Consider the following 26140-nt stretch of genomic DNA (forward strand, 5'->3'; position numbering starts at 1 on the left):
ACAAAAATCAGTTATGAAAAGGTAATCATTGTTTATCAGGAATATTGGGGGATCGAACATGACTTTATTACATATTGCGGTACTTGCACCTTTTCTATTTGCATTGCTGGTGCCATTTTTATTCAAGTATTTAAGAAAGATTCATACGGGCTGGTTCGTCATGATTGTCCCGCTCGTACTGTTCATTTATTTTGTGTCGTATTTATCGACGACGTCAGATGGCGGAACGGCGATGGAAAGGTTTGAATGGGTGCCGTCACTCGGCATCAACTTTGATTTATACGTAGATGGATTGAGTCTGCTGTTTGCATTACTGATTACGGGAATCGGTACACTGATCATCCTGTACTCAATCTATTACTTATCAGATAAGAAAGAACGGCTGAATCACTTTTACGTATATATATTATTATTTATGGGTGCGATGCTCGGGGTCGTGTTATCGGATAATATCATCGTCCTCTATGTATTCTGGGAAATTACCAGTATATCTTCAGCGCTTCTGATCAGTTACTGGTACACAAAGGACGCTTCAGTATACGGTGCCCAGAAATCAATGTATGTTACAGTGTTTGGCGGATTGACGATGCTCGGGGGCTTCTCGCTCCTATACGTTATGACTGAAACATTCAGCATCAGGGAAATGATTGCGGAATCCGACATCATATTAAATCACGAGTTATTTTTACCGGCAATGATTTTAGTGCTGGTCGGTGCTTTTACAAAGTCTGCGCAGTTCCCGTTTCATATCTGGTTGCCGGACGCTATGGAAGCGCCAACACCGGTCAGTGCGTATCTCCACTCCGCAACGATGGTTAAAGCCGGAATCTATCTTGTGGCACGTATGACGCCGGTATTCGGCGGCGGTGCCGAGTGGTTCTGGATCATTTCATCATTCGGTATTTTCACGATGCTGTGGGGCGGACTGTCCGCACTGCGTCAAAAAGACTTGAAGGCGATACTTGCATTCTCGACAATCAGTCAGCTGGGTATGATCATGAGTCTGCTCGGTGCGGGATCTGCTGCGTTTTATTATATGGATGGTGACAATGCGCTGTATACAACGGCTATTCTTGCTGCAGTATTTCATCTGATCAACCATGCGACATTCAAAGGCAGTCTCTTTATGGTTGCAGGTATCGTCGATCATGAAACAGGGACAAGGGATATCAGGAAACTCGGCGGTCTGATGACGATCATGCCGATTACGGCAACAATATCCGTCATCGGTCTTGCAGCGATGGCAGGCCTGCCGCCGTTCAACGGCTTTCTGAGTAAAGAGCTGTTCTTTACCGGTATCACGAATATTGCAGAGTATGATATGTGGAACGGCGATACCGTCGGTATCATACTGCCTGTAATCGCCTGGGTGGCGAGCATCTTTACGTTCACTTACAGTGCGATTATTTTCTTCAGAACGTTCAGAGGAAAATTCAAGCCGGAAAAGCTGCCGGTTAAGAAAGTGCATGAAGCACCGGTCGGCATGCTGATCAGTCCGATTGTACTTGTCATTGCGGTATTGTTAATCAGTATTTTTCCGAACATTCTGGCCTACTCGATTATAGAACCCGCCATGATGTCGATATTACCGGGGATACTGAGTGAAGGAGCAAACTTCCATGTCGATATATATCACTGGCACGGCATCAACCTTGAACTGACGATGACAATCGGTGTGGTAATAATCGGTGCGATCATTTATATGACGATGGACAAGTGGTCCAAGCTCGGCATCTATCAAAAAGATGAAGATATCGTCACAACAATTTACGATTATGGCTATGACGGTCTGATTAAAGGGTCTCAGTGGGTGACGGGCATTCAGATGACCGGCCTGCTGCGTGACTATATTGCTTACATGGTGGGCGCACTTGTACTGCTCATGTTCTATACGATGTTCAGATTTGATGCATTCCAGTTCAGTATGGACAATACCAGCCAGATTCAGCCGTTCATGTATTTGATATTGGTAGTGCTGATTATCTCAGTCATCCTGCTGCCTTCAGTCAAAAGCCGTATGACTGGAATCATTTTAGCTGGCTTTGGCGGCTTTCTTGTTGCATTCATATTTATGGTATTCAGAGCGCCTGACCTTGCGCTGACGCAATTGATGGTTGAGACGGTCTCGGTCGTCATGTTCATGGCAGTCTTCTATCACCTGCCGAACTTGACTAAGGAAGATATCAAGCCGCTGACAAAAGCAGTCAACATTATCATTGCGACAAGTGCCGGTCTGATGGTCACACTTGTTTCCATCAGTGCATTCACTTTTGGACAGATTGTCCCTTTTGCAACAATTGCAGAATACTATCTGGAGAACTCCAAAGTTTTAGCCGGCGGATACAACGTCGTCAACGTTATTCTGGTCGACTTCCGTGGACTGGATACGATGCTCGAGCTGCTTGTACTGGCAATTGCGGCATTCGGAGTCATTTCATTGGTCAAATTAAGATTAGGGGAGAGTGATGACGTATGATGAATAAACCGAATGATATGATGTTCCGTGTATTTATCAGACTGATTGTCATCGTCGTCGTCACCTTTTCATTCTATATATTCTTTTCAGGACACAATGAACCGGGCGGCGGTTTCATCGGCGGCCTGATGACAGCGATTGCAGTTCTTATGCTGTACCTGGTGTTCGGACGTCAGACAATCAAAGCGGCGCTGCCGTTCAACTATACTTACTTCATGGGTATCGGCCTGCTTCTGGCAGCGTTTACCGGTGTAATTTCCATGATTGCCGGAGATCAATATTTAAAACAGTACTTTGATTACTTCCAGATTCCCATGTTCGGGGAAGTGGAATTGACGACAGCACTGATTTTTGATCTCGGCGTATATCTCGTTGTCGTCGGTGCAGCCATGACATTAATTTTAACGGTAGTGGAGGATGATACGTAATGGAGATAGTGATGTCTTTAGTCATCGGGGTTATATTCGGAACTGCGATATACCTGATGTTTTCCAATAACATTATCAGAGTGCTGTTCGGCACATTGATGCTGTCTCACAGTGTCCACCTGCTGCTCTTAACGATGGCTGGCCTTCAGACTGGTGCACCACCGGTCATCTCACTGGATGCGGAAGCTTATACCGATCCGCTGCCGCAGGCGATGATTCTGACAGCAATCGTTATCAATTTTGCCATTACAGCATTCATGTTTGTTCTGGCATACAGAATTTATCAGGACCACGGCACATTGGATCTACAACAGTTGAGAGGAGCCAAGGATGAGTAATTTAATTATTTTACCCATACTATTACCATTTATCGCAGGTACAATACTTATATTCTTTGCGAAAAGCTCCAAATTACAGAAAATCATCAGTACATTCACTGTGCTGGCTTTAGTGGGTATATCGGTATATTTGGCGTTTGTTGCGTATCAGGATACGATTATCCTTGAAGCGGGCGACTGGGTCGCACCTTACGGTATTATACTGGTGCTCGACAACCTTGCAGCACTGATGATGCTGATTACGAGTATACTTGCGGCATCATGTCTGTTTTTCGCTTTTGGAACAATATCCGAAAAGCGTGAGAAGTTTTATTTCTACCCATTCTACTTCTTCCTTCTTGTCGGGGTGAATGGTGCATTTTTAACAGGTGACCTGTTCAACTTATTCGTATTCTTTGAAGTGATGTTGTTATCTTCTTACGTCTTGATTGTTAACGGGGGTTCGAAATACCAGCTGAGAGAATCATTCAAATATGTTGTTTTAAACGTTTTTGCATCAGCGCTATTCGTCATGGGCGTGGCATGGTTGTATTCCGTTACCGGAACAGTCAACCTGGCGCAGCTCTCAGAACGCGTTGCAGAAATCGGACAGCCTGGAATAGTGACTGTCATTGCAGTGATGTTTTTTGTCGTATTCGGTTCAAAAGGGGCGTTGTTCCCTTTATACTTCTGGCTGCCGAGATCATATTTCGGACCGCCGGCGGCGATTGCGGCACTATTCGGTGGTTTACTTACAAAAGTCGGGATTTATGCAATCATACGTTCATTTACGCTGATCTTCTACCACGAACCGCTCTTTACACATAAAGGGCTCATTACAGTCGTCGCAGGACTGACAATGTTCTTCGGCGTACTCGGTGCAGTATCACAGTTTGATTTCAAGCGGATTTTATCCTACCACATCATTTCCCAGGTCGGGTATATGGTGATGGGTCTCGGAATCTTTACACCGCTTGCGGTGGCGGGTGCGATATTCTATATCGTTCACCACATGTTTGTTAAAACGGCATTGTTCCTGCTTGCCGGCGTCACTGAAAAAATTACAGGGACAACGGATATTAAAGAGATGGGCGGGTTGATAAAATCACATCCGGCCCTCACATGGGGATTCTTCATCGCAGCGGTTTCTCTTGCAGGTATTCCGCCGCTGTCAGGATTTTTCAGTAAGTTCCCGATTATTTTATCCGGTTTCCAGGAAGGCCAGTGGGTCATCTCAGCCGTCGCGCTGCTTGTCGGCCTGCTGACACTGTTCTCCATGATGAAGATTTTCGGATATGTTTTCTGGCGTGAGAATAAGCTCACAGAGAAACAGAGAAATACATCCGTTACAAAATTATTGATTCCTATTGCACCGCTTGTTGCATTTTCGGTCGTTTTGGGTTTCACGGCAGAACCGATCTTTGCGTACTCACTTCATATTGCAGAGCAGATTTTAGAGCCGTCGAATTATGTAGATGCGGTACTTAAGGAGTAGATAATATGATAATTCAATTTATGATCAATCTATTGATTGCAGTCATCTGGATGTTTCTGCAGGACAGTTATTTGATGAGTACGTTCCTTTTCGGCTTTATACTCGGTGTGCTCGTATTGTTCATTCTAAGAAGATTTTTCGAGTTCGATTTCTATTTCCGGAAGGTTTATGCCTTTGTAAAGCTGATGCTGTTGTTTCTGAGTGAATTGATCAAGGCGAATATCGATGTTATAAAAGTGGTGATCAAACCGCGTCTCGATAACCAGCCGGGAATCATCGCGGTCGAGACGAATCTTGAATCGGAAATTGAAATTGTCACACTGGCGGCGTTGATTACATTGACGCCGGGAACCGTTTCTATGGATTTCTCAGCCGACGGCAATACGATTTTCGTCCATGCACTTGATGTCAGCGACAGGGATGAAATGGTTGCAGATATTAAAGGGTCATTTGAAAAAGCGATTATGGAGGTGACAAGATAATGTTCGATATCATATTAAATATTTCATTGGTTATCACTTCAATATCATTGCTCTTGGCGTTGGTGCGGGGGATTTTGGGACCGACCACCAGCGACAGGATAATGGCGCTTGATACTCTCGGCATGATGCTTGTCGCCATCATCGGCATGGTCATGCTGCTCCATGAAACAGTCGTTTATGCAGATATCGCATTGGTCGTTGCCATCATTGGTTTCGTCGGTACGATCACAATGGCGAAATTCATTGAAAAGGGTGATATCATTGACGATAACTGAGATAGTGACGAGCGTCTTCGTATTGACGGGTTCGATACTCGTGTTTCTGAGTTCACTCGGGATACTGAGACTGCGTGATGTTTACAGCAGAATGCATGCAGCAGGTAAAAGTTCAACGCTCGGGGTGATGTCGATCATGACCGGTGCCGTATTGTTCTTTTTAATGGACCAGGGGAACTTCAACTTCAAGTTATTATTGACGATAATATTCATCTTTATAACAGCACCGCTCGCGGGGCTTGCGATTAACCGTTCAGCCTATCGTACGCATGTGCCGATGTGTCAGGAGAGCGCTTTGGATGAGCTTGGTGACGCGATGGATGCAGAAAGAGAAAAAAAACGTCTGAAGGAATTTGGAAAAAGCTACGATTACGAGTAAAAAAAGCTCACCGGAGCAGGCTGGTCTGAAAATGACCATTCCGCTCCGGTGAGCTTTTTATTTTTATGAAATTTTCTATTCGACGAGATCCCGCTTCGGATCATTTTCCACATCGGGATGTGTTTCATCTCTTTTCAGGTCGTTCAGTACTGTCAGCTTATAAGGTTTGACATCTGCGTGGAATGCGCTTCTTGAAAGCAGATGGCTTGCCACGGGTGAAGTGAGCAGTATGAACAGTGCACCGAGCAGCAGATTGGTTTCAATCAGCCCTTCTATATACCAGAAGTATATGAAGGCGCCTGTCATGATCATGATGACGCCGAGCGTCGTACTCTTAGTCGCTGCGTGCAGCCGGGAATACATATCCGGCAGTCTGATGATGCCGACGACTGCAAGTGCTGTCATGATGGTTCCGCCGACCAGCATAAAAGCGATGAGGCTATTCATCATTATCTCTATCATCATCTATAATCACATTCCTTTCTAAGTATTTCGAGAAAGCGACAGTGGACAGGAATGCAAGGGTACCAATGAGTAATATGATTGGGATGAAATAAATCGATCCGAGCGCAATTGCGGTCAATGCGATCATTCCCATAAGCATGACACCGAATGCATCCAGTGCGACTATTTTATCATGGAGCGTGGGCCCGATGACGATGCGGTAGGCGAGACCGATGAGCGACAGCGCGAATACGATACTGCTGATGATGACGACAACGTTTAAAAATGTGGTCATGGCTTAGCCACCTCTTGAATCAGCTTTTCAAAGCTGTTTTTAATTGTTGCAATCTCTTGATCCACATCCAATGCGTTTATACCATGTATATAGATGGTCGAGTGATCATCGGAAATGGCAACAATCAGTGTGCCTGGTGTCAGTGAAATCAATGCTGAAATCAGTGCAATCTCCCATTCTTCCTCGAGGTCGCACGGATAGGCAAAGAATCCGGGATGGATATCTATTTTCGGACTCATAACAATTCTCGACAGTTCATAGTTCGCCTTCACCAGCTCGATTGTAAAAACGACGATGAGTTTCAGGATATAGTACACCCTGATCAGATAAAATCTGCCCGGCAGAAATCTGCGGATGATATAAATCGGGATGATCCCGATAATGTACCCCCAGACCAGACTGCCGAGAGAGAGGTCGGAAACAATCAACACCCATACGAAAGCAAGCGTAATATTAATCAGAATCTGTAATGGCATTTATTCCACCTCCAACAGGTAACTAGAGTAAGATGCAGGATCATACAGTGACTGTGCTGCACTTTCAAAGAGCGGATATACGATATCTGCGCCTAAACCGAGTATGACAACCATCGCTACCATGATAAATGATGAGAAGAGCAGCTTATCATAGCTGATCGGTTTTAATTTTGTAAAGTCCATGCTTTCACCCCAGAATACGGAGATGAAGATGCGCATGACGGAGTACAGCACAACGAGGCTTGAGAGCAGTACGATGACTGCTGCGATCAGGTGGCCGTTGTCGATGAGTGATTCTGTGATGAATAATTTTCCATAAAATCCTGAGAATGGCGGCACGCCCGCAATACCGAGCGCTGCAATGAAAAATATCCAGCCGGTGATGGGGTGGATTTTGATCAGGCCGCCGAGTTTTTTAATATCGCTTTCGCCTGTTCTGTATATGATGAAGCCGATCAGGAAGAACAGGCCGGCTTTGATGATGATGTCATGTATCAGATAGTACGTCGCTCCGATTGTGCCTGATTCGTCCATCATGGCGTAGCCTGCGGTGATGACGCCGATTGCAATCAATATGTTATAGATGATGATCTTTTTCATATCGGTGTATGCAAGTGCGCCGATCGATCCCATGACGATGGTCAGTATTGCTAAAAACAGGAGCATCTGGTGTGTAAATCCGATGTTGTCTATAAAGAATAATGAGTACGTTCTGGCAATCGCGTACACACCGACTTTCGTCAGCAGGGCTCCGAAAAGCGCCATGATTGGAAGAGGCGGTGCGAAATATGAATCCGGCAGCCAGAAATAGAATGGAAACAGTCCGGCTTTAGTTGCAAAGACGAACAGCATGACGACTGCGATGAGTGTCAAAATAGCTGTATCACCTTCGAATGCCGACAGTTTCTGGTGTATGTCCGCCATATTCAATGAACCGACTGAAACATAAAGGTATGCAACCGCCAGTACAAAGAAGTTTGATGAAATGACGTTTACAAGATAATATTTAAAACCTTCCTGCAGCTGTATCTTCTTTCCGCCGATAGTAATCAGCACGTAGGATGCGAGCAGGAACACTTCAAAGAATACGAACATGTTGAATATGTCACCTGTGATGAACGCGCCGTTTACGCCGGTGATCATGAACATGACCATCGGGTAATAAAAGAAGCGTTCTCTTGCGACACCGATGGATTGGAATGAAAATACAACGACGGTGAAGGTCACAAGTGCCGTTCCAAAGAGCAGCAGTGCAGCAAGCATATCGATGACCATGCTGATGCCATACGGGGCGTGCCAGTTACCGACATGTGTCACGACCAGCCCGTCACCTGCTATATAGACAATGGTGAAGATGGAAACGATGATGAGAAGCAATCCTGTGACGGCTGATATGACTCTGTGCAGGAAGATGTTATGTCTGCCTGTAAAGAGCATCACAATCCCTGCAAGGACCGGTATCATCACCGGTAATAAAGGTATAATATCAGTCATCATCTCTAGGCACCCCTTTCATTTCTTCGACGTTGTCTGTGCCTAGCTCTTTATAAACACGGATGGCAATGACCAGCATATAGGCAGTCAGTGCAAAAGTGATGACGATGACGGTCAGAAGCATCGCCTGCGGCAATGGATCCGAGTACGATTGAACACTGTCATCGAGTACGGGAACACCACCGCGTTTCAGTCCGCCCATCGTAAGCAGCATGAGCAGTATACCGTGGCTCAGTACACCCGTGCCGATAATGATGCGTAAAAGGCTTTTTGACAGCATGAGGTACACGGAAGCACCGATAAGAATGCCTGCAAGAACAATCACTAAAATTTCCATCAGCTTCTGTCCACCCCTTCACTGTCCGACATCGCCTGTTCCGTTGCAAGTAAGCAGATGATCAGCAGTGTGGTCGCAGCGACTGTAATGTAGACACCGACATCAAAAAACACTGCAGAGTGTACCGGAACCTCTCCAAAAATCGGCAGTTTCATATAGAAAGCCTGGTGTGTAAAGAAAGGGACGCCAAATATCATCAGTATCAGCGGAATAAACATCGAAATCGCAAGGCCGACCGCAATCAGCCATTTATGATCAAAAGGAATCATTTTATTGATTGTTTTCAAATCGTACGCAAGGAGCAGTAATATGATCGCAGCAGCCGCAAGGAGGCCACCGACGAATCCGCCGCCCGGAGCGTAGTGTCCTGAGAAGAATAGATTAACGGAAAATACCATGATGATCAGAAATACGACTTTGGCAGTGTATTTCAGGAATACATCATTCATCTGCTTATGGACTCTGGCATAACCGAGTTTTTTAAGCGTGCTCTTCATATTCATTCTCTCCTTTCTTATTTACTCTGAGTCTGAGCAGAATGAATATACCAAGACCTGCAAGTCCGAAGACCAGTGTTTCAAATAAAGTATCCATTCCACGGAAATCGACAAGTATGACGTTGACCATGTTACCGCCTGAAGCGAGGTCATATACATTTTCGATATAGAATTGGCTGATTGAATCAAACAGTCTGTTTGAGTAGGCAGCGATGCCGAAAATGATGGATATTGCGCCGACCGCGACAGAAATGAACATATTGTTCAGTTTGAATCTTCTCCGTTCCTCATGACGTGCACGTTTTGGCAGATGGAAGAACGCAAGGAGGAACAGTGACGTAATGATTGCTTCAACCGCAAGCTGTGTCAATGCAAGGTCCACTGCACGGAAAAATACAAAGAGCAGTGACAGTGAGAAGCCGATGACACTGAACATGATGATCGCAACCATTCTTGATGCTGTCACCAGAATGGCGACCAGTGAAACAAGAATAATCAGCATGATGGCCACTTCAGGAATGGTGATTTGTGAAACGGTGCTCCAGTCGAATGTCATATCAGTATTGACCATGGTAATGACTGAAAGCACAATGAATCCGCTGAATGTATAGACCAGGTAAGAACGGATGTAGCCGCTCATATAGCCTTCGGTGATTTTTTCAGCGCCAAGGCTGCTGTATATCAGACCCTGATCATAGAAATGGTTGATTGATAATGACTTGCTGCCCAGTCTGTAGACGGACATCCATGTGTTTCTGAATAAATACAACAATGTACCGATCACGACAATGGTAACGGTCGCCCACAGTGCCGGGGAATCCCAGCCGTGCCAATGTGAAATTTTTGTATTCAGAGGTTCTGTCGTATTGAGAATACTCATTGCTGCCGGATCGATGATCGTACCGGACAGAAGATTCGGGAACAAGCCGAATACAACGACGAGAACGCTGAGAATAATTGGTGAAATCAACATCAGCGGCGGTGCTTCCCTCGGTTCTTTCGGCGTCTTCGGCTGTACTTTGCCGAGGAATATGCCTCTGATCAATATAACTGAATATATTAATGTGAAGATACTGCCCACAATAGCAAGTATCGGGAACAGCACGCTCACATCAGCGAGTGCGCTGAAGTCCGCTTCGCTGATAGCGAACATCGCTTCCAAAAACAACTCTTTGGACAGGAAGCCGTTGAACGGCGGTATGCCTGCCATGGAAAGTGATGTAATGAGTGTCAATGTGAACGATATCGGCATGATGGTCACGAGACCGCCGAGCCGTTTTAAACTTCTTGTGCCTGTTTCATGGTCGACGATACCGATGACCATGAATAAAGTACCTTTGAATGTTGCATGGTTGAGCAGATGAAATACTGCTGCAACGATGGCGATTGTAAATACCTGTTCTGATGCGCCGCTGTGTACACCTAAAGCACCAATACCGAGAAGCGACATGATCAGGCCGAGCTGCGAGACGGTCGAGAAAGCAAGTACAGCTTTCAGGTCATCCTGTTTGATGGCATTGAATGACGCCCAAACAAGGGTAATGAGTCCGCCAAGCAGAATCGTCCACACCCACAATTCTGAAAAGGCGAATAGCGGGGTGAATCTTGCGACAAGATACAACCCAGCTTTAACCATCGTAGCTGAGTGCAGGTATGCACTGACGGGTGTCGGTGCCTCCATGGCATCCGGCAGCCACACATAGAATGGAAACTGGGCTGATTTTGTAAAAGCTCCAAATAGGATAAGAATTAAAGCAAACGGTGCCAGCGGGCTCTCCTGGATTGCCGGCAATTGGTTCATCATTTCCCTGATGCTGAATGTATCTGTAATCAGGCTTAGAGTAAGGAAACCGCCCAGCATCAGAAATCCGCCGAACATCGTAATCAGCATGGATTTTTGAGCGCCGTAAATCGAACGTTCCCTGTTGAACCAAAAGGCGATGAGGAGAAAGCTGGATATAGATGTGAGTTCCCAGAAAAGATAAAGCATAAGGACATTATCATTAAGAACGACACCCAGCATAGCTGTCATAAAAATTAATAAGTACACATAGAAATTGCCGAGTTTTTCCTGGTGCGACAAGTAGCCGATGGAGTATAAAACGACCAGAGCACCGATTCCCGATATTAAAATCGCGAATAATAGACTCAGACCATCTATGTATATGTCGAAGTTCATACCGATTCTCGGCATAAACTTAAGTGATTCAAAGATCACCTGATTACTACTGACGGTTGGAATTAAAGTGAATAAGTAAGCAACGATTAAAACTGGAACCGGAAGTACAAACCAACCGAGATGCACATCTTTGTAGTACCTGTATAAAACGCCGATAAATACTGCGGCTATTATAGGTAACAGTATGGCAAAGTGAATTAGAGTCACTGGCTCTCCTCCTTCATAGTTTTCGCATTATAAAATTATTATACATTATTGATACATTGAAATAAATGTATAGAGTTTGAAATATGCGAACTTTTTATAGTAATATGTATTGAGAGATTAACATTTTGACATTTATAAATTTTTAAATTAAAAGTGTGAATTTGAAATTTTTGAAACCAGGAGGCTATTATGACTTACCCACAGTTAACAAAAGAATTAGGCGAGAACGAAGTACAGGCAACAATAAAAACAAATCACGGTGACGTGACTGTTAAACTGTTCAAAGAGATTGCACCAAAAACGGTGGAGAACTTTACAACACATGCGAAGAACGGCTACTACGACGGCCAGATCTTCCACAGAGTCATCAAGGACTTCATGATCCAGGGCGGCGACCCGACAGGTACCGGCATGGGCGGCGAAAGCATCTGGGGCGGCACGTTCGAAGATGAGTTTTCAACTCAGGCATTCAACCTTTACGGTGCACTGTCCATGGCAAACGCAGGACCGGGCACAAACGGCAGCCAGTTCTTTATTGTCCAGTTAAAAGAAGTGCCGGAACAAATGGTTTCACAGCTTGAAGGTGCAGGCTACCCTACAGAAATCATCGACGCATATAAAGCGCAGGGCGGAACGCCTTGGCTTGACCAACGCCACACAGTATTCGGCCATGTCATCGAAGGGCTCGATATCGTTGAAAACATTGCTGAAGTTAAAACAGGCGCGCAGGACCGTCCGGAAGAAGAAGTTAAAATCCAGACGATCGAAGTGGCAGAATAAAATAATGTTGTGACGATAATAGATAGGCCGCCCTATGAGTGCGGTCTTTTTTGATGCTTGTGTTTGTTGTTTGGTTTCGGGTAAGGGACGGTCCGTTGGAGGCTGTATGGCTCATCACATGTGGCGGGATGGTCCGTTGGAAATGCGCTCCCGGCGCAATTCTCCCGCAGCTTTAAAATTTCCTCACAAAATAGTCATTAATCTGATGTTTATTTACATTATGGGTTTGATATAATGGCTTGGAAAAGGTGAGTGATTTAATATGATGGAATTTTTATATTTCCCGGATGATCCAACGGAATATATTCCAGCAGCGATAGCTATGATCATTTGTTTCCTGGTCGCATACTTTGTTTTTCGTTATATTAAAAATTATTCCAGAAACCAGGAACAGAAGATGAAGCACTTCGAAGAAGAAGTGATGAGAAAGCTCGAGCAAGAGGAAAACAATCGGACCGGAAGGTAATATAGAGTTATACAGACTGATTGAAGCCTGGAATCTTTTAAAAAGTGATGAAAATATGGACTATGATGCAAAAATTTATGACACAATAAATGCATTATATGACAACCCGTCCCGCGAGGCGGCGGCGATAAAGATACAAAATATATTTTCCTTCTCTTTTCTCACAGAGATTCCGCTTGAAGATATTTATCCTATGGTTGATAAGACTCACCATATAATAGAAATATATAAAAGCTAAATGCCACACCCTGACTATTTCAGGGTGTTTTTTTTAATGAAAACCGTCGGCGTCTTAAAGTCCGCTGGTTTTTATTTTGTTAAAAGAGATTTTGGTTTGTAAAAATTGTCAGCTGCTGAGTTTTCTACCGGCCAAATGAAAACGGGTTCGGCCGATAGAAACGGCACCTCTCCAAATCCATGAATTCATACTGATAAACTCAAGTTAAATGATTTACATTAGATAATATATATTGTGTGTGGTAAAATGACAATTGTATATAGAGTTTACGTAAGTGGGGTAATTGTGTGACAAAAAAATACCGCAAAAACCAGTTTGTAAAAGTTAAAGTTACTGGTATCCAACCATACGGTGCTTTTGTCCGAACCCCTGATAATCAAGAAGGTCTCATTCATATTTCCGAAGTGATGAATGATTACGTTCACGATGTCAATCAATATTTGACGAAAGGCCAGACTGTTAAAGCGAAAATAATCAGTATCGGCCCTTCAGGCAAGTTGAATCTGACATTGAAAGAAAATGAATACTTCAAGAACGAAGAGAAGAAGAAAGATAAGCGTTCAATCATAGAACAGATCAAAGAATCAGAGGAATATGGGTTTGAGACGCTCAGACAAAAGATGCCGCAGTGGATCCAGGAAGCTAAGATGCGGATGTACGATAAGTGAATACACTTATAAAGATTGGAATCTACAGTTTTGTACTGTAGATTTTTTCATTATTGCGGATGAATATATATTCGGTTAGATATGCAGAAACCCCGGCCGGCGATATGACGGAATAACCTCTGAATTATATTCATCCAGTTAACTGTATACGGTTTCAAAATAAACTCCGTACAATTTAATGATGCCACTGTTCAATGATGATTAATGCTTGAAAAACATTCGCAAAATTGTCATTATAGTGGATAGAGAGTTTATCAATAATTTAGAGGGTATACATAGTCGGATACATGCTTACAGCAATCATTTATGGAATTTCATGCTATAAATACCGTAAACGCCTGATTTTTTTCGATTTGATGAAGTTTTATTCAGTACGAAGCGAATGATTATCTATGAACCGCAGGCATAGTTCTGCTGTTTTTAAATGAAGGGATGAAAATATTATGACAAAATCAACAGAAATTATTGAACAGACAAACGACTACGGTGCACCAAACTACAACCCGCTGCCGATTGTGATCTCAGAAGCGGAAGGCATTTGGGTAAAAGACCCGGAAGGCAACAAATATATGGATATGCTGAGTGCATACTCTGCAGTGAACCAGGGACACAGGCACCCTAAAATCATTCAGGCGCTTAAAGACCAGGCGGACAGAGTGACACTGACTTCAAGAGCATTCCACTCCGACAAACTCGGACCTTGGTACGAAAAGGTCTGTAAACTTGCAAATAAAGAGATGGCGCTTCCGATGAATACGGGTGCCGAAGCTGTAGAGACAGCAGTCAAAGCGGCGCGCCGCTGGGCTTATGACGTTAAAGGCGTCGAAGACAACAAAGCTGAAATCATTGCGATGAAGCAGAACTTCCACGGACGCACGCTCGTGCCGGTATCCATGTCATCAGAACCTGATAACAGACGCGGTTACGGTCCGCTTGTTGAAGGTTTCAAAATGGTGGACTTCGGTGATATCGAACAGATTAAAGAAGCGGTCACGGAAAATACTGCAGCGGTCATCCTTGAGCCGATCCAGGGCGAAGCGGGTATCAACATTCCGCCGGAAGGTTTCCTAAAGCAGGTCAGAGAAGTATGTGATGAGCATAATGTATTGTTCATCGCAGATGAAATCCAGGCAGGACTTGGCCGTTCAGGTAAATTATTTGCAACAGACTGGGAGGAAGTGACGCCTGATATGTATATTCTGGGTAAAGCACTCGGCGGCGGTGTATTTCCAATCTCATGTGTCCTTGCAGACAGCGAAATCCTGAGCGTTTTCAACGCAGGCTCCCACGGTTCAACATTCGGCGGTAACCCGCTTGCGTGTGCTGTATCAGAAGCGGCATTGGATGTCATGCTTGATGAGAACCTGATTGAGAAATCACGTGAACTTGGCGAATATTTCAAATCTGAACTTCAGAAGATAGATGACCCGAGAATTGAAGAAGTCCGCGGACGCGGTCTGTTCATCGGTCTTGAACTGAATGAATCTGCACGTCCATTCTGTGAAGCGTTAAAAGAAGAAGGCATCTTATGTAAAGAGACGCATGACACAGTCATCCGTTTTGCACCGCCGCTCATCATCGAGCAGAAAGATCTTGATTACGCATTGGATAAAGTCAGAGCAGTTTTCGGAAAATAAACTTTTCAGCAGCGATTAGTATGATATAATATCAATGAAAACAGTTTCATAAAAGAGGCGAATATAATGTCAGAGAATACAAATTTAGTTACTTCTACACAAGCTATTATTAATGAAGCATTAGACAAATTAGGCTTTGATGAAGGCATGTATGAATTAATTAAAGAACCATTAAGAGTACTCAGAGTGCGTATTCCGGTCCGCATGGATGATGGCTCGGTGCAGGTGTTTACGGGTTTCCGTGCACAGCACAACGACGCAGTGGGGCCGACAAAAGGCGGCGTCCGATTCCATCCGGACGTAAGTGAAGAGGAAGTCGTTGCATTATCAATGTGGATGACATTGAAAGCGGGTATCGTCGACCTTCCATACGGCGGCGGTAAAGGCGGAATCATCTGTGACCCGCGTGAAATGAGCATCGAAGAAGTGGAACGTCTGTCACGCGGATATGTCCGTGCGATTTCGCAGTTCGTCGGTCCGGCAAAAGATATTCCGGCACCGGACGTATTTACAAACTCGCAGATCATGGCATGGATGATGGATGAGTACAGCATGCTTGACGCATTCAACTCACCTGGCTTCATCACAGGTAAACCGATCGTACTCGGTGGTTCACAGGGACGTGACCGTGCAACGGCGATGGGTGTTGTTCTTTGTCTCGGCTACGCACTTGAAAAGCGCGGCAAGACATTTGAAGATGTAAGAATCGTCATCCAGGGCTTCGGTAACGCAGGCAGCTTCCTGTCGAAGATTCTTTACGACTACGGTGCGAAAATCGTCGGCATTTCAGATGCCAACGGCGGGCTTCACGACCCGGAAGGGCTGGATATCGACTACCTGCTTGACCGTCGTGACAGCTTCGGCATGGTAACGAACCTGTTCGATGATGTGCTCTCGAACAAGGAAATTCTGGAAGTGGACTGTGATGTACTGATTCCTGCGGCGATCGAAAACCAGATTACCGGTGAAAACGCTGCGAGAATCAAAGCGGATATCGTTTGTGAAGCGGCAAACGGCCCAACAACATCAGATGCAACAACAATCCTTCACGAAGCAGGCAAACTGCTCGTACCTGACGTGCTTGCATCTGCAGGCGGTGTGACTGTGTCATACTTTGAGTGGGTACAGAACAACCAGGGCTACTACTGGGATGAAGATGAAGTGAACGAAAAGCTTGAAACGAAACTGAAAAAAGCATTCAACGAAATTTATGATATGCACGAAAAACGCCAGATTGACATGCGTTTGGCGGCATACATCATCGGTCTCAAACGTACAGCAGAAGCTGCGAGATACAGAGGCTGGGCATAGGATTAAAATATACGAAAGCCGGGAGATCAACATATCCCGGCTTTTTTTATTAAAAATTATTAGAATATTTTGTGTACATTTCGTGGAATACGTTGAAAATAGTTAAAAGTTATAGTAAAGTTATAGTCTAATATGTATGATTATTCACGAAAACCCAAGGGGGACATAGGAATGGCTGAAACATCTAACTTGATACAATCGACACAGAAAGTACTACATAAAGCATTGGACATGCTCGGGTATGATGAGGGGATGTTCGATCTGATAAAAGAACCGTCCAGAGTGCTGACTGTCCGCATACCAGTCCGTATGGACGACGGCTCTGTAAAAGTATTTACAGGATACCGCGCCCAGCACAGTGATGCTGCGGGACCGACAAAAGGCGGTATCAGATTCCACCCGGATGTCGATCGTGATGAAGTGATCGCGCTGTCCATGTGGATGACCTTAAAAGCGGGCATCGTCAATCTGCCGTACGGCGGCGGTAAAGGCGGCGTCATCTGTAATCCGAAAGAGATGAGCGAGAGAGAACTCGAAGGTGTATCCCGTGGATATATCCGTGCGATTTCACAGTTCGTCGGACCGCTAAAGGACATCCCGGCACCGGATGTGTATACGAACGCACAGGTCATGTCATGGATGCTGGATGAGTACAGCATGAAACACAGCGACAACCCGCTTGAGTTCATTACAGGCAAGCCGCTCGCGCTCGGCGGTTCAAAGGGCAGATCGACGGCAACGGCGATGGGTGCTGTCATGGTCATCAAAAAGGCGCTTGAAAAGAGAAATATCAAAATGGAAGATGCGAGAGTCGCTGTACAGGGCTTTGGTAACGCCGGCAGCTTCATTTCGAAAATCCTTTATGAAGCAGGCGCGAAAATCGTCGCAGTTTCAAGGTCGACACGCGCCATTTATGATGAGAATGGTCTCGACATCAACTACATCATTGAAAATAAAAACAAAGTCGATATGGTAGAGACGCTCGGTGCAAAAGTGCTGACAAACCCTGAACTGCTGGAAATCGACTGTGATATTTTAGTACCTGCAGCCATCGCAAACCAGATTACTGAAGAAAATGCGGACAGAATCCAGGCGGAAATCATCGTTGAGGCGGCAAACGGTCCGACGACAGAAAAAGCGACGGAAATGCTTACTGAAAAAGGGAAGCTTCTTGTACCGGACGTACTTGCATCTGCAGGCGGCGTCACTGTATCTTATTTCGAATGGGTGCAGAACAAGACCGGCTATTACTGGGAAGATGATGAAATCCAGGAGCTGCTCGAAGTGAAGATGAATGAATCTTTCGATGAAATTTATGATTTCCATGAAACGAGACAGGTGGATATGCGCCTCGCGGCCTATGTGATCGGCATCAGAAAGACGGCCGAGGCGATCAGATACCGCAACTGGGCATAAAAGAATTAATTTCATGCTTGCAATATTCAGACATTTGAGATAAGATGAATTCCAACATCAAAAATAATTGATTTTGAAAGAAGAGTAGCAGACTTATTTTTTCAGAGAACCAGTGGTCGGTGCGAACTGGTAAAGTAATTTTGTGAATGGACTTTCATTTGAACCAATATTAAATGTATTGGCGTTTAACCAGCGTTATATGGACTTTCAGCATGCCGAGACATGTTGTATATAAAGTGGACTGCATCACGCAGTCAATTAAGGTGGTACCACGGCTCCCCGTCCTTTTTACAGGATTTGGGGAGCTTTTTTATTTTAAAATGAATAATGATATCGATCAGAGTAAGTACACTGATATGATTTGTCACAGAGAGATGCCTGCCGGTGAGAGGGTGTCCAGTCATATTTTTGGAATGGGCCTGATAAGCAATGATATCGCGTGTAGTTGACGTTACAAACTGTGAGTGAAGCATGAGCTTAACTGAGGTGGCACCGCGGAAATCCGTCCTCCATTGGTCTATATGACCGATGGAGGATTTTTTATATCAAATAATAAAATGGAGGTTTTTATCATGACACAATCATTAGTACAAATCACAGAGGACACAATTTCAGTTTATCCATATATTTTAAAATTATCCCGTAAGGAAGACCTGACATTCGACGAAATGTACGACGCGTTTGATGCGGTGCTTACGGACCAGGCGACGGACAGCGAAGTGGCATCACTGCTCGTCGGCCTGAAGGAAAAAGGTGAAACTGTCGAAGAGATTACAGCGCTTGTGACTGTACTGAAAGATCATGCGACAAAACTTCCCGAGGACATTCCGAATGTCATCGATAACTGTGGGACGGGCGGAGACGGCTCACACAGTTTCAACATTTCAACAACATCCGCATTCGTCATTGCAGGTGCCGGCGTCAAAATCGCCAAGCACGGCAATAAAAGTATTACAAGCCTGACCGGCAGCTCGGACGTTCTGTCCGGACTCGGCCTACAGATGAAATATTCCCCGGGAAATATTGCAGACCAGATCAACGACATCGGCATCGCATTTTTATTTGCACCATATGTCCACCCGAAAATCAAGCAGATCATGAAAGTGAGAAATGATCTGAAAGTGCCGACGGTCTTCAATATGATCGGGCCGCTCATCAACCCGGTGGACCTGGACTACCAGTACCTCGGCATCTACAAGAGAGACCAGGTCGAAACGATGGCACACGTCCTTAAATCGCTCGGCAGAAAAAGAGCGGTCGTCGTGAACGGGGCACACGAAATGGATGAAGCGAACCTTGCCGGTGAAAACCGCATCGCAATCCTGAAGGACGGCCAGGTGACCACGCACATACTGAAGCCGGAAGATGTCGGCATGAACACATACGACATGGAAGAGTTGAGAGGCGGTGACGGTCACATCAACAAAGAAATTCTTTTGAACATCCTTAAAAATAAAGCGACGGATGCACAGAAAGATACAGTACTGCTGAATGCAGGCATCGGCCTGTTCGTTGCAGAAAAGGCACAGTCGATTAAAGAAGGTGTCGAACTTGCGAAGAAGAGCCTCGAGTCCGGCAATGCGGATGAAAAACTGAACCAACTGATCAAATACACAAATGAGGGTAAATAATGACTATATTGGATAAAATCGTCGCAGCTAAAAAAGAAACTTTGAAAGATTATCCGGAAACGATTGAAGTATCTACAAAAAGAAAACCGGTCCCATTCAAAGAACGGGTCGAAAAAGAAGAACGGCTCAGCATTATCAGCGAAATAAAAAGAGCCTCGCCGTCAAAGGGGGATATCAATATTGATATGACTCCGGCGGAGCAGGCGGCATTGTATGTTGAAGGCGGCACGACCGCAATCAGTGTACTGACAGAAGAAAAGTTCTTCAAAGGGTCGCTTAAAGATCTGGAAGCTGTGCGCGGAGTGGTCGATGTGCCGATACTGAACAAAGACTTCATCATTGATGAACGCCAGATCACCGATGCCTATAACCACGGTGCGGATATCATCCTGCTGATCGTAACGATTTTGGACGATGCGGCACTTGAAGCATACTACAAAAAAGCGAAGTCGCTCGGCATGGAAGTCATCGTCGAAGTGCATGACGAGGAAGAACTGCAGCGCGGGCTGAAGATCAATCCCGACATCATCGGCATCAACAACAGGGATTTGAAAACATTCAAAGTCGATTTGAACAACACGGTCAGACTGATTGATAAATATTATGATGACAACATACTGTTCATCGCTGAAAGCGGCATGCAGACAGCAGAAGATGCAACGCTGATGGCTGAAGGCAAAGCGGCATGCCTGCTCGTCGGTGAAACGCTGATGAAGGCGGGCGATCCGGCTGAAATGATCAGGGAACTGAAGGTGAAGAAATGACTAAAGTGAAAATTTGCGGCATGCAGACATTGGAAGATGCGGAATATGCGGTTGAGGCAGGCGCCGATTTCATCGGCTTCGTCTTTGCCCCGAGCAAAAGGCAGGTCACATTTGAACAGGCGACGGACATCATAAAAAAACTGGATACCGGGCATGCACAGACCGTCGGCGTCTTCGTCAACCCGACCGCTGAAGAAGCGAAAAAGGCACTGGAAGAGACGGGCCTTGATTATATTCAGTTCCACGGCGATGAGCCGGAAGCGCTCGTTGAACAGTTTAAAGCACGTTCCATCAAGGCATTCCCGAGCAACTCGGAATTATCCAACCGGGAAAAGTTCAACTATCCAAGCGGTTTTATTTTAATAGACAGTCCGAGAAAAGAATATTACGGCGGTTCCGGCACGACGTTCGACTGGGACTCATTCGACCAGGACGGGCTCGATAAAAGCCGTTTTGCGCTGGCCGGCGGATTGAAACCGGACAATATTAAAGAAGCGATTACGACATTCAAACCGGCGCTTGTAGATGTTTCGAGCGGCGTCGAGACTGACGGCAGGAAAGATTATAAAAAAGTAAGTGAATTTATTAAAAATGTTAAAGAGGTGCTATAGATGGTCATGTCATATGAATTTCCGGACAAAAAAGGTAAGTACGGCGGATTCGGCGGAAAATACGTCCCTGAAACTTTAATCGGGGCACTCGACGAGCTGGAGACGGAATATAATAAAGCGATCCGGGACGAAGCATTTTTAAAGGAACTGGATGACTACCTGACCGATTATGTCGGGCGGACAACACCGCTGTATTATGCAGAACATTTAACCGGGCATATCGGCGGTGCGAAAATATATTTGAAACGTGAAGATCTGAACCATACGGGCGCACATAAGATCAACAATACGGTCGGGCAGGGACTGCTTGCCAAACGTATGGGTAAAACGAAAATCATCGCTGAAACCGGTGCGGGCCAGCACGGCGTTGCGACAGCGACAATCTGTGCGAATCTCGGGCTTGAATGTATGATTTTCATGGGCAAGGAAGACGTCAGACGCCAGGAGCTGAATGTATTCAGAATGGAGCTGCTCGGCGCTGAAGTGATCAGTGTCGATGCCGGGAGAGGCACTTTGAAGGATGCGGTCAATGCGACGCTCCGCCACTGGGTGGCAAATGTGGATGACACGCATTACATTCTCGGTTCTGTCCTCGGCCCGCATCCGTTTCCGCAGATCGTCAGAGACTTCCAGAGCGTCATCGGCAGTGAAACGAGAGAGCAGATTCAAAAAAAAGAAAACCGATTGCCGGACACCGTCGTTGCCTGTATCGGCGGCGGCAGCAACGCGATGGGCATGTTCTATCCATTCATCGAAGATACGGATGTGGAACTCATCGGCGTCGAAGCGTCCGGTAAAGGTCTCGATACCGATGAATATGCCGCGTCGATTTCGAAGGGTCGTGTCGGCGTGCTGCACGGTGCGAAGATGCATCTGCTGCAGGATGACAACGGCCAGATTGAAGAGGCATACTCTGTTTCTGCGGGTCTTGATTACCCGGGCATCGGTCCGGAACACAGCCACCTTCACGAATCGGGGCGCGTCAATTATGTTTCCCGTACGGATGCGGAGGCACTGGATGCATTTACGCTGCTCAGTAAAAAGGAAGGCATCATCCCGGCACTGGAAAGTGCCCATGCTGTGGCAGAAGCGATTGAAGTGGCCAAAGGAAAAGGCAAGGATGAAGTTGTCGTCATCTGCCTGTCCGGCCGCGGGGACAAAGATGTCAGCGAAGTAAAACGACTGCTCGGAGGTGAAGACAATGACTAAAACTAAAATCGATGATGTGTTCAATAAACTGAAATCAACCGGTGATAAGGCGTTTATTTCTTATATTATGGCCGGCGACGGCGGGCTCGATAAACTGAAGGGCCAGATTAAGACGCTTGAAGCGTCGGGTGTGGATATCGTCGAGCTCGGCATTCCATTTTCAGATCCCGTGGCAGACGGTCCCGTCATTCAGCAGGCGGCAATCCGCGCGCTTGAACAAAATATTTCCCTGCAGAATATTTTGGATGAACTGAAAAATATTAAAGATGAAATCACTGCACCGATTGTGCTGATGACTTACATCAATCCCATCTTGAATATCGGCTACGAGGCATTCGCCAAAGATGCAGCTGAGTCCGGTGTTTCCGGCATCATTCTGCCGGATGTGCCGTTCGAAGAAGAGGAAGAAATCAAGGAACATCTTTCGGCGTATGATATTGCGGTCATCCGACTCGTCACTTTAACAAGTGATGAGGAAAGAATTAAGGAACTGTCGGAAGGCGCAGAAGGATTCCTCTATGCGGTCACAATCAAAGGGACGACCGGCGGCAGAAAAACGTTCGGTGAGGACACTTACAGTCACCTCGAAAAAATCAAAGCCATTGCCGATGTGCCGGTATGCGCAGGGTTCGGCGTTTCCAACGTGGAAATGGCTGAACAATTGGGCAGCTATTCAGACGGTGTCATCGTCGGCAGTAAAATTGTCGAACTCCTTCATAAGGGTGAGGACGATAAAATAAAAGATCTCATCCCTCGAAAAAGTCCAGCAGTTAAATAATATAATATATTATATGTATGTCGTGACCGGTGGGCTGTCAGTCCTGCCGGTCATCTGTGTCTATCGGCCAAGTGAGGGTTGGTTCGGCCGATAGGCGAGTTCTATCGGCCAAGTGGATGTTGGTTTGACCGATAGGGGTGTTCTATCGGTCAAGTGGAGAGTGGTTTGACCGATAAGCAGACCCCAGCCCACACAAAAGTAGATATCATTTGAAAAATCGGCTGGAGATTTTTACAATAGAGGTTATCAATTAACTAAACAAAAGGATGGTTTGATGTCTGACAACTACATAGATTTAAACTTACAATATACAAACTCATTTATAAATGATCATGAAATGGAGCTGCTCGCCCCTTACGTGACCGCGGCGCATGATCTCATATTTGATAAAACCGGCATAGGGAATGAGTTTCTCGGGTGGACGACTCTGCCTGAATCATACGATAAAGAGGAATTCTCCCGCATCAAAAAAGCGGCCGGGAAAATCAACGGCCATTCGGATGTGCTTGTGGTCATCGGGATCGGCGGCTCGTACCTCGGTGCGAAAGCCGCACTAGAAATGCTGCTGCCGGCTTTTGAAAATAAAGGGACCGAAATCATCTTTGCAGGGCATCATCTGTCCGCCCACTATATGAATGAGCTGAAAAGCTATCTGAAAGACAAGGATTTTTCAATCAATGTCATCAGTAAATCAGGCACGACGACGGAACCGGCCATCGCATTCCGCGTTTTCAAACAGCTGCTTGAAGAAAAATATGATAACGTGAAAGACCGTATATTCGTGACGACGGACAGTGAAAAAGGTGCACTCAAAAAGCTCGCAGATACGGAAGGGTTCGAAACGTTCACAGTGCCTGATGACATCGGCGGCCGCTTCTCTGTACTGACTGCTGTCGGACTTTTACCGATGGCTGCAGCGGATATTGATATCAATGACGTCATGGCCGGTGCGAAACAGGCGAAAGATGAACTGGCGAGTCAAAGCGTCAGCGAGAACCAGGCTTACCGTTATGCAGCGGCACGGAATGTATTATACAAAAAGGGCTACAGTACGGAATTATTCGTCAACTATGACGACCGGTTCAAGTATTTCGCCGAGTGGTGGAAGCAGCTGTTCGGTGAAAGTGAAGGAAAAGACAATAAAGGCATCCTGCCGCACAGTGCAAACTTTACGACGGATCTGCACTCTCTCGGACAATATATTCAGGAAGGCCGCAGAAGTTTATTTGAAACGGTTGTGACGGCACGCACACCGGTGAGCGACATCACAATCGAAGAAGAGGACGAGAATCTGGACGGGCTGAATTATTTAGCCGGCATGTCGGTGGATGCGGTCAATAAAAAGGCGGCAGAAGGCACGGTGCTTGCGCACGTCGACGGCGGAGTGCCGAATATTTTGATAGAAGTGCCGGATATGAGTGCCTGTACTTATGGCTATCTTGTGTACTTTTTTGAATTGTCATGTGCGATAAGCGGCTATCTGCTCGGCGTCAATCCGTTCGATCAGCCCGGTGTAGAGGCGTATAAGAAGAATATGTTTGCGCTCCTCGGTAAACCTGGATTCGAATCACTTCAGAAGGAATTAAATGACAGACTCCAATAAAAATAATATAATAAGCAGTAATGTTATAATAGGCTATATTCTAAAAATATAGCCTTTAATTTTTCAGGTGAGGTTTTATTATTGGAGCGAATTATTGAATTACTTACCACCGAAGAAGGCATCAGGACCATCTTCGAACAGTTTGAACAATTTGGGATATTGGCAGGTTTTTTTCTGATAATATTGGAAGCATTTCTTCCGATATTACCTCTATTTGTCATTGTGATTTTAAACATCAACGCCTATGGTATACTTGTCGGATTCCTGACGAGCTACACGGCGACCGTGACAGGAAGTTTCCTTGTCTTTCTGGTCGTCCGGTTTTTATTCAGGGACCCGGCACAGAGGTATATACACAGGAGGCAAAAGTTGGAGCGGCTGCTCAGATTCGTGGATGACCGGGGTTTTACGTTTGCGTTTATCATGCTGGCACTGCCATTTACGCCGACATCGGTGGTTAATGTCATCGCTGCCCTGTCCAATATGAGGGCGAGAGTCTATCTGCTCATACTGGTAGTGGCAAAATTTATAATGATTGCCTCGATGTCTCTTGTAGGGTATGATATTGTCGGGTTTTTCGGTTCACCGGGGCGCCTGATCACTTCAGGCATACTGCTCGTGGTGTTATACCTGTTCTCGAAATGGTATCAGCGGTATTTAAATAAGAAAATGAATAAATAGAGGTGCATCATTGTGAAAAAAGAAATTATGGAGTGGCTGGTCGCGATTGCGGTCGCCGTCATTTTAATAGTGGTTATCAGGACATTTTTCTTTGTGTCCTATACAGTTGACGGATTGAGCATGGACCCGACGTTCAAGGACGGGGACCGTGTCGTTGTAAATAAAATCATGGATTACTTCCAGGATTATGAATATGAAGATGTCGTCGTCTTCGATTCGGAAATGGGGCCGGCATACGTCAAACGTGTCATCGGCGCACCAGGAGATACGGTGGAAATGGAAGATAAGCAGGTGTATCTGAACGGGGAGCCCCTCGAAGAAGATTATGTTGTACATAGGCAAGATTCGTACATGGACAACTTTACACTCGAAAAACTGGGCGTGGAAGGGGACGTCATCCCTGAAGACCATTATCTGGTGCTCGGTGACAACCGGCCGATTTCAAGGGACGGCCGTGATTTCGGACTGATTCATGAAGACAGCATTGTCGGCGAAGTGACTTTGAGATTTTGGCCGCTTAATGAAATAGCATTTAATTTTGATTGATGAAAAGACACCGGTGCGGT

At 45.5% G+C, this 26140-nt stretch carries 29 protein-coding genes and 1 other annotated feature; of the genes, 22 read left to right on the forward strand and 7 right to left on the reverse strand.

Annotated elements, in window-relative coordinates; genetic code table 11:
- Positions 1-58: 58 nt before the first annotated feature.
- From BO48_RS07850 to mnhG (BO48_RS07880), 7 genes are read left to right on the forward strand one after another with little or no spacing between them, the layout of a single operon-like run.
- Positions 59-2476 carry a Na+/H+ antiporter subunit A gene (locus BO48_RS07850; RefSeq protein WP_496366880.1) on the forward strand — a complete coding sequence of 806 codons (2418 nt, stop codon included), beginning with the start codon at positions 59-61 and terminating at the stop codon, positions 2474-2476.
- Positions 2473-2904 (forward strand): Na(+)/H(+) antiporter subunit B, encoded by a 432-nt coding sequence (locus tag BO48_RS07855; RefSeq protein ID WP_496366881.1) that lies wholly within the window; start codon positions 2473-2475, stop codon positions 2902-2904. The genes BO48_RS07850 and BO48_RS07855 overlap by 4 nt, the downstream gene beginning before the upstream one ends.
- The gene (locus tag BO48_RS07860) at positions 2904-3242 is read left to right on the forward strand and encodes a Na(+)/H(+) antiporter subunit C (RefSeq protein ID WP_496366882.1); all 339 of its coding nucleotides are present in this window, start codon (positions 2904-2906) and stop codon (positions 3240-3242) included. The genes BO48_RS07855 and BO48_RS07860 overlap by 1 nt, the downstream gene beginning before the upstream one ends.
- Complete coding sequence (locus BO48_RS07865) at positions 3235-4716, forward strand: Na+/H+ antiporter subunit D (RefSeq protein WP_496366883.1); 1482 nt, start codon at positions 3235-3237, stop codon at positions 4714-4716. The genes BO48_RS07860 and BO48_RS07865 overlap by 8 nt, the downstream gene beginning before the upstream one ends.
- A gap of 5 nt (positions 4717-4721) precedes the next feature.
- On the forward strand, positions 4722-5198 hold the full coding sequence (locus tag BO48_RS07870) for a Na+/H+ antiporter subunit E (RefSeq protein WP_496366885.1): 477 nt from the start codon (positions 4722-4724) through the stop codon (positions 5196-5198).
- Complete coding sequence (locus BO48_RS07875) at positions 5198-5473, forward strand: Na(+)/H(+) antiporter subunit F1 (protein ID WP_496366886.1); 276 nt, start codon at positions 5198-5200, stop codon at positions 5471-5473. Before BO48_RS07870 ends, BO48_RS07875 begins: the two co-directional genes overlap by 1 nt.
- Positions 5460-5852, forward strand: a complete 393-nt coding sequence (gene mnhG / locus BO48_RS07880; protein WP_496366887.1) for a monovalent cation/H(+) antiporter subunit G — start codon at positions 5460-5462, stop codon at positions 5850-5852. The genes BO48_RS07875 and mnhG (BO48_RS07880) overlap by 14 nt, the downstream gene beginning before the upstream one ends.
- Before the next feature lie 75 nt (positions 5853-5927).
- On the opposite strand, the gene mnhG (BO48_RS07885) is transcribed toward mnhG (BO48_RS07880), so the two are convergent.
- Genes mnhG (BO48_RS07885) through BO48_RS07915 form a run of 7 tightly spaced genes read right to left on the reverse strand, consistent with a single transcriptional unit; the run spans position 5928 to position 11781 of the window.
- A complete protein-coding gene (mnhG, locus tag BO48_RS07885) occupies positions 5928-6302 on the reverse strand; it encodes a monovalent cation/H(+) antiporter subunit G (protein WP_496366888.1) in 375 nt (124 codons plus the stop codon).
- Positions 6292-6591, reverse strand: coding sequence for a Na(+)/H(+) antiporter subunit F1 (locus tag BO48_RS07890; RefSeq protein WP_496366889.1), 300 nt, complete (start codon positions 6589-6591; stop codon positions 6292-6294). The genes mnhG (BO48_RS07885) and BO48_RS07890 overlap by 11 nt, the downstream gene beginning before the upstream one ends.
- Positions 6588-7067: a Na+/H+ antiporter subunit E gene (locus BO48_RS07895; protein WP_496366890.1), complete on the reverse strand. Its 480-nt coding sequence runs from the start codon at positions 7065-7067 to the stop codon at positions 6588-6590. The genes BO48_RS07890 and BO48_RS07895 overlap by 4 nt, the downstream gene beginning before the upstream one ends.
- Positions 7068-8564: a Na+/H+ antiporter subunit D gene (locus BO48_RS07900; RefSeq protein ID WP_496366891.1), complete on the reverse strand. Its 1497-nt coding sequence runs from the start codon at positions 8562-8564 to the stop codon at positions 7068-7070. It lies immediately after the preceding gene.
- Entirely contained in the window at positions 8554-8898 is a 345-nt protein-coding gene (locus BO48_RS07905; RefSeq protein ID WP_496366892.1) for a Na(+)/H(+) antiporter subunit C, read from the reverse strand. The genes BO48_RS07900 and BO48_RS07905 overlap by 11 nt, the downstream gene beginning before the upstream one ends.
- Positions 8898-9395: a Na(+)/H(+) antiporter subunit B gene (locus BO48_RS07910; RefSeq protein WP_496366893.1), complete on the reverse strand. Its 498-nt coding sequence runs from the start codon at positions 9393-9395 to the stop codon at positions 8898-8900. The genes BO48_RS07905 and BO48_RS07910 overlap by 1 nt, the downstream gene beginning before the upstream one ends.
- Positions 9379-11781, reverse strand: coding sequence for a Na+/H+ antiporter subunit A (locus tag BO48_RS07915; RefSeq protein ID WP_496366894.1), 2403 nt, complete (start codon positions 11779-11781; stop codon positions 9379-9381). The genes BO48_RS07910 and BO48_RS07915 overlap by 17 nt, the downstream gene beginning before the upstream one ends.
- Positions 11782-11967: 186 nt before the next feature.
- On the opposite strand from BO48_RS07915, the gene BO48_RS07920 reads away from it, so the two are divergent.
- From BO48_RS07920 to lepB, 15 genes are all read left to right on the forward strand, one after another.
- A complete protein-coding gene (locus BO48_RS07920) occupies positions 11968-12561 on the forward strand; it encodes a peptidylprolyl isomerase (protein ID WP_496366984.1) in 594 nt (197 codons plus the stop codon).
- Positions 12562-12823: 262 nt separating this feature from the next.
- Positions 12824-13027: a hypothetical protein gene (locus BO48_RS07925; RefSeq protein WP_496366895.1), complete on the forward strand. Its 204-nt coding sequence runs from the start codon at positions 12824-12826 to the stop codon at positions 13025-13027.
- Positions 13028-13046: 19 nt separating this feature from the next.
- On the forward strand, positions 13047-13265 hold the full coding sequence (locus BO48_RS07930; protein ID WP_496366985.1) for a DUF1871 family protein: 219 nt from the start codon (positions 13047-13049) through the stop codon (positions 13263-13265).
- A 287-nt stretch (positions 13266-13552) separates the two neighbouring features.
- Positions 13553-13933 carry a S1 domain-containing post-transcriptional regulator Ygs gene (ygs, locus tag BO48_RS07935; RefSeq protein WP_496366896.1) on the forward strand — a complete coding sequence of 127 codons (381 nt, stop codon included), beginning with the start codon at positions 13553-13555 and terminating at the stop codon, positions 13931-13933.
- Positions 13934-14376: 443 nt separating this feature from the next.
- Positions 14377-15570, forward strand: coding sequence for an ornithine--oxo-acid transaminase (locus BO48_RS07940; protein ID WP_496366897.1), 1194 nt, complete (start codon positions 14377-14379; stop codon positions 15568-15570).
- Between the two features lie 66 nt (positions 15571-15636).
- Positions 15637-16881, forward strand: coding sequence for a Glu/Leu/Phe/Val family dehydrogenase (locus tag BO48_RS07945; RefSeq protein WP_496366898.1), 1245 nt, complete (start codon positions 15637-15639; stop codon positions 16879-16881).
- Positions 16882-17052: 171 nt separating this feature from the next.
- Complete coding sequence (locus BO48_RS07950; protein ID WP_496366899.1) at positions 17053-18297, forward strand: Glu/Leu/Phe/Val family dehydrogenase; 1245 nt, start codon at positions 17053-17055, stop codon at positions 18295-18297.
- 62 nt (positions 18298-18359) lie between these two features.
- Positions 18360-18587, forward strand: a binding site (T-box leader).
- A gap of 282 nt (positions 18588-18869) precedes the next feature.
- A complete protein-coding gene (trpD, locus tag BO48_RS07955) occupies positions 18870-19928 on the forward strand; it encodes an anthranilate phosphoribosyltransferase (protein ID WP_496366900.1) in 1059 nt (352 codons plus the stop codon).
- The gene (gene trpC / locus BO48_RS07960) at positions 19928-20692 is read left to right on the forward strand and encodes an indole-3-glycerol phosphate synthase TrpC (RefSeq protein ID WP_496366901.1); all 765 of its coding nucleotides are present in this window, start codon (positions 19928-19930) and stop codon (positions 20690-20692) included. Before trpD ends, trpC begins: the two co-directional genes overlap by 1 nt.
- On the forward strand, positions 20689-21303 hold the full coding sequence (locus tag BO48_RS07965) for a phosphoribosylanthranilate isomerase (protein ID WP_496366902.1): 615 nt from the start codon (positions 20689-20691) through the stop codon (positions 21301-21303). The genes trpC and BO48_RS07965 overlap by 4 nt, the downstream gene beginning before the upstream one ends.
- Positions 21304-21309: 6 nt before the next feature.
- Positions 21310-22512 (forward strand): tryptophan synthase subunit beta, encoded by a 1203-nt coding sequence (gene trpB / locus BO48_RS07970; protein WP_496366986.1) that lies wholly within the window; start codon positions 21310-21312, stop codon positions 22510-22512.
- Positions 22505-23290, forward strand: coding sequence for a tryptophan synthase subunit alpha (gene trpA / locus BO48_RS07975; RefSeq protein WP_496366903.1), 786 nt, complete (start codon positions 22505-22507; stop codon positions 23288-23290). Before trpB ends, trpA begins: the two co-directional genes overlap by 8 nt.
- A 274-nt stretch (positions 23291-23564) precedes the next feature.
- Positions 23565-24893 (forward strand): glucose-6-phosphate isomerase, encoded by a 1329-nt coding sequence (locus BO48_RS07980; protein WP_496366904.1) that lies wholly within the window; start codon positions 23565-23567, stop codon positions 24891-24893.
- Between the two features lie 81 nt (positions 24894-24974).
- Positions 24975-25574 carry a TVP38/TMEM64 family protein gene (locus BO48_RS07985; RefSeq protein WP_496366905.1) on the forward strand — a complete coding sequence of 200 codons (600 nt, stop codon included), beginning with the start codon at positions 24975-24977 and terminating at the stop codon, positions 25572-25574.
- A gap of 12 nt (positions 25575-25586) precedes the next feature.
- Positions 25587-26120 carry a signal peptidase I gene (lepB, locus tag BO48_RS07990; RefSeq protein WP_496366906.1) on the forward strand — a complete coding sequence of 178 codons (534 nt, stop codon included), beginning with the start codon at positions 25587-25589 and terminating at the stop codon, positions 26118-26120.
- Positions 26121-26140: the final 20 nt, after the last annotated feature.

Source organism: Lacicoccus kunmingensis DSM 17847, from assembly GCF_059568765.1.

Coding starts and splice junctions, on each gene's coding strand:
- BO48_RS07850 (WP_496366880.1), top strand. CDS start 59: ATGACTTTATTACATATTGCGGTACTTGCACCTTTTCTATTTGCATTG.
- BO48_RS07855 (WP_496366881.1), top strand. CDS start 2,473: ATGATGAATAAACCGAATGATATGATGTTCCGTGTATTTATCAGACTG.
- BO48_RS07860 (WP_496366882.1), top strand. CDS start 2,904: ATGGAGATAGTGATGTCTTTAGTCATCGGGGTTATATTCGGAACTGCG.
- BO48_RS07865 (WP_496366883.1), top strand. CDS start 3,235: ATGAGTAATTTAATTATTTTACCCATACTATTACCATTTATCGCAGGT.
- BO48_RS07870 (WP_496366885.1), top strand. CDS start 4,722: ATGATAATTCAATTTATGATCAATCTATTGATTGCAGTCATCTGGATG.
- BO48_RS07875 (WP_496366886.1), top strand. CDS start 5,198: ATGTTCGATATCATATTAAATATTTCATTGGTTATCACTTCAATATCA.
- mnhG (WP_496366888.1), bottom strand. CDS start 6,302: ATGATGAATAGCCTCATCGCTTTTATGCTGGTCGGCGGAACCATCATG.
- BO48_RS07890 (WP_496366889.1), bottom strand. CDS start 6,591: ATGACCACATTTTTAAACGTTGTCGTCATCATCAGCAGTATCGTATTC.
- BO48_RS07895 (WP_496366890.1), bottom strand. CDS start 7,067: ATGCCATTACAGATTCTGATTAATATTACGCTTGCTTTCGTATGGGTG.
- BO48_RS07900 (WP_496366891.1), bottom strand. CDS start 8,564: ATGATGACTGATATTATACCTTTATTACCGGTGATGATACCGGTCCTT.
- BO48_RS07905 (WP_496366892.1), bottom strand. CDS start 8,898: ATGGAAATTTTAGTGATTGTTCTTGCAGGCATTCTTATCGGTGCTTCC.
- BO48_RS07910 (WP_496366893.1), bottom strand. CDS start 9,395: ATGAAGAGCACGCTTAAAAAACTCGGTTATGCCAGAGTCCATAAGCAG.
- BO48_RS07925 (WP_496366895.1), top strand. CDS start 12,824: ATGATGGAATTTTTATATTTCCCGGATGATCCAACGGAATATATTCCA.
- BO48_RS07940 (WP_496366897.1), top strand. CDS start 14,377: ATGACAAAATCAACAGAAATTATTGAACAGACAAACGACTACGGTGCA.
- BO48_RS07945 (WP_496366898.1), top strand. CDS start 15,637: ATGTCAGAGAATACAAATTTAGTTACTTCTACACAAGCTATTATTAAT.
- BO48_RS07950 (WP_496366899.1), top strand. CDS start 17,053: ATGGCTGAAACATCTAACTTGATACAATCGACACAGAAAGTACTACAT.
- trpD (WP_496366900.1), top strand. CDS start 18,870: ATGACACAATCATTAGTACAAATCACAGAGGACACAATTTCAGTTTAT.
- trpC (WP_496366901.1), top strand. CDS start 19,928: ATGACTATATTGGATAAAATCGTCGCAGCTAAAAAAGAAACTTTGAAA.
- BO48_RS07965 (WP_496366902.1), top strand. CDS start 20,689: ATGACTAAAGTGAAAATTTGCGGCATGCAGACATTGGAAGATGCGGAA.
- trpB (WP_496366986.1), top strand. CDS start 21,310: ATGTCATATGAATTTCCGGACAAAAAAGGTAAGTACGGCGGATTCGGC.
- trpA (WP_496366903.1), top strand. CDS start 22,505: ATGACTAAAACTAAAATCGATGATGTGTTCAATAAACTGAAATCAACC.
- BO48_RS07980 (WP_496366904.1), top strand. CDS start 23,565: ATGTCTGACAACTACATAGATTTAAACTTACAATATACAAACTCATTT.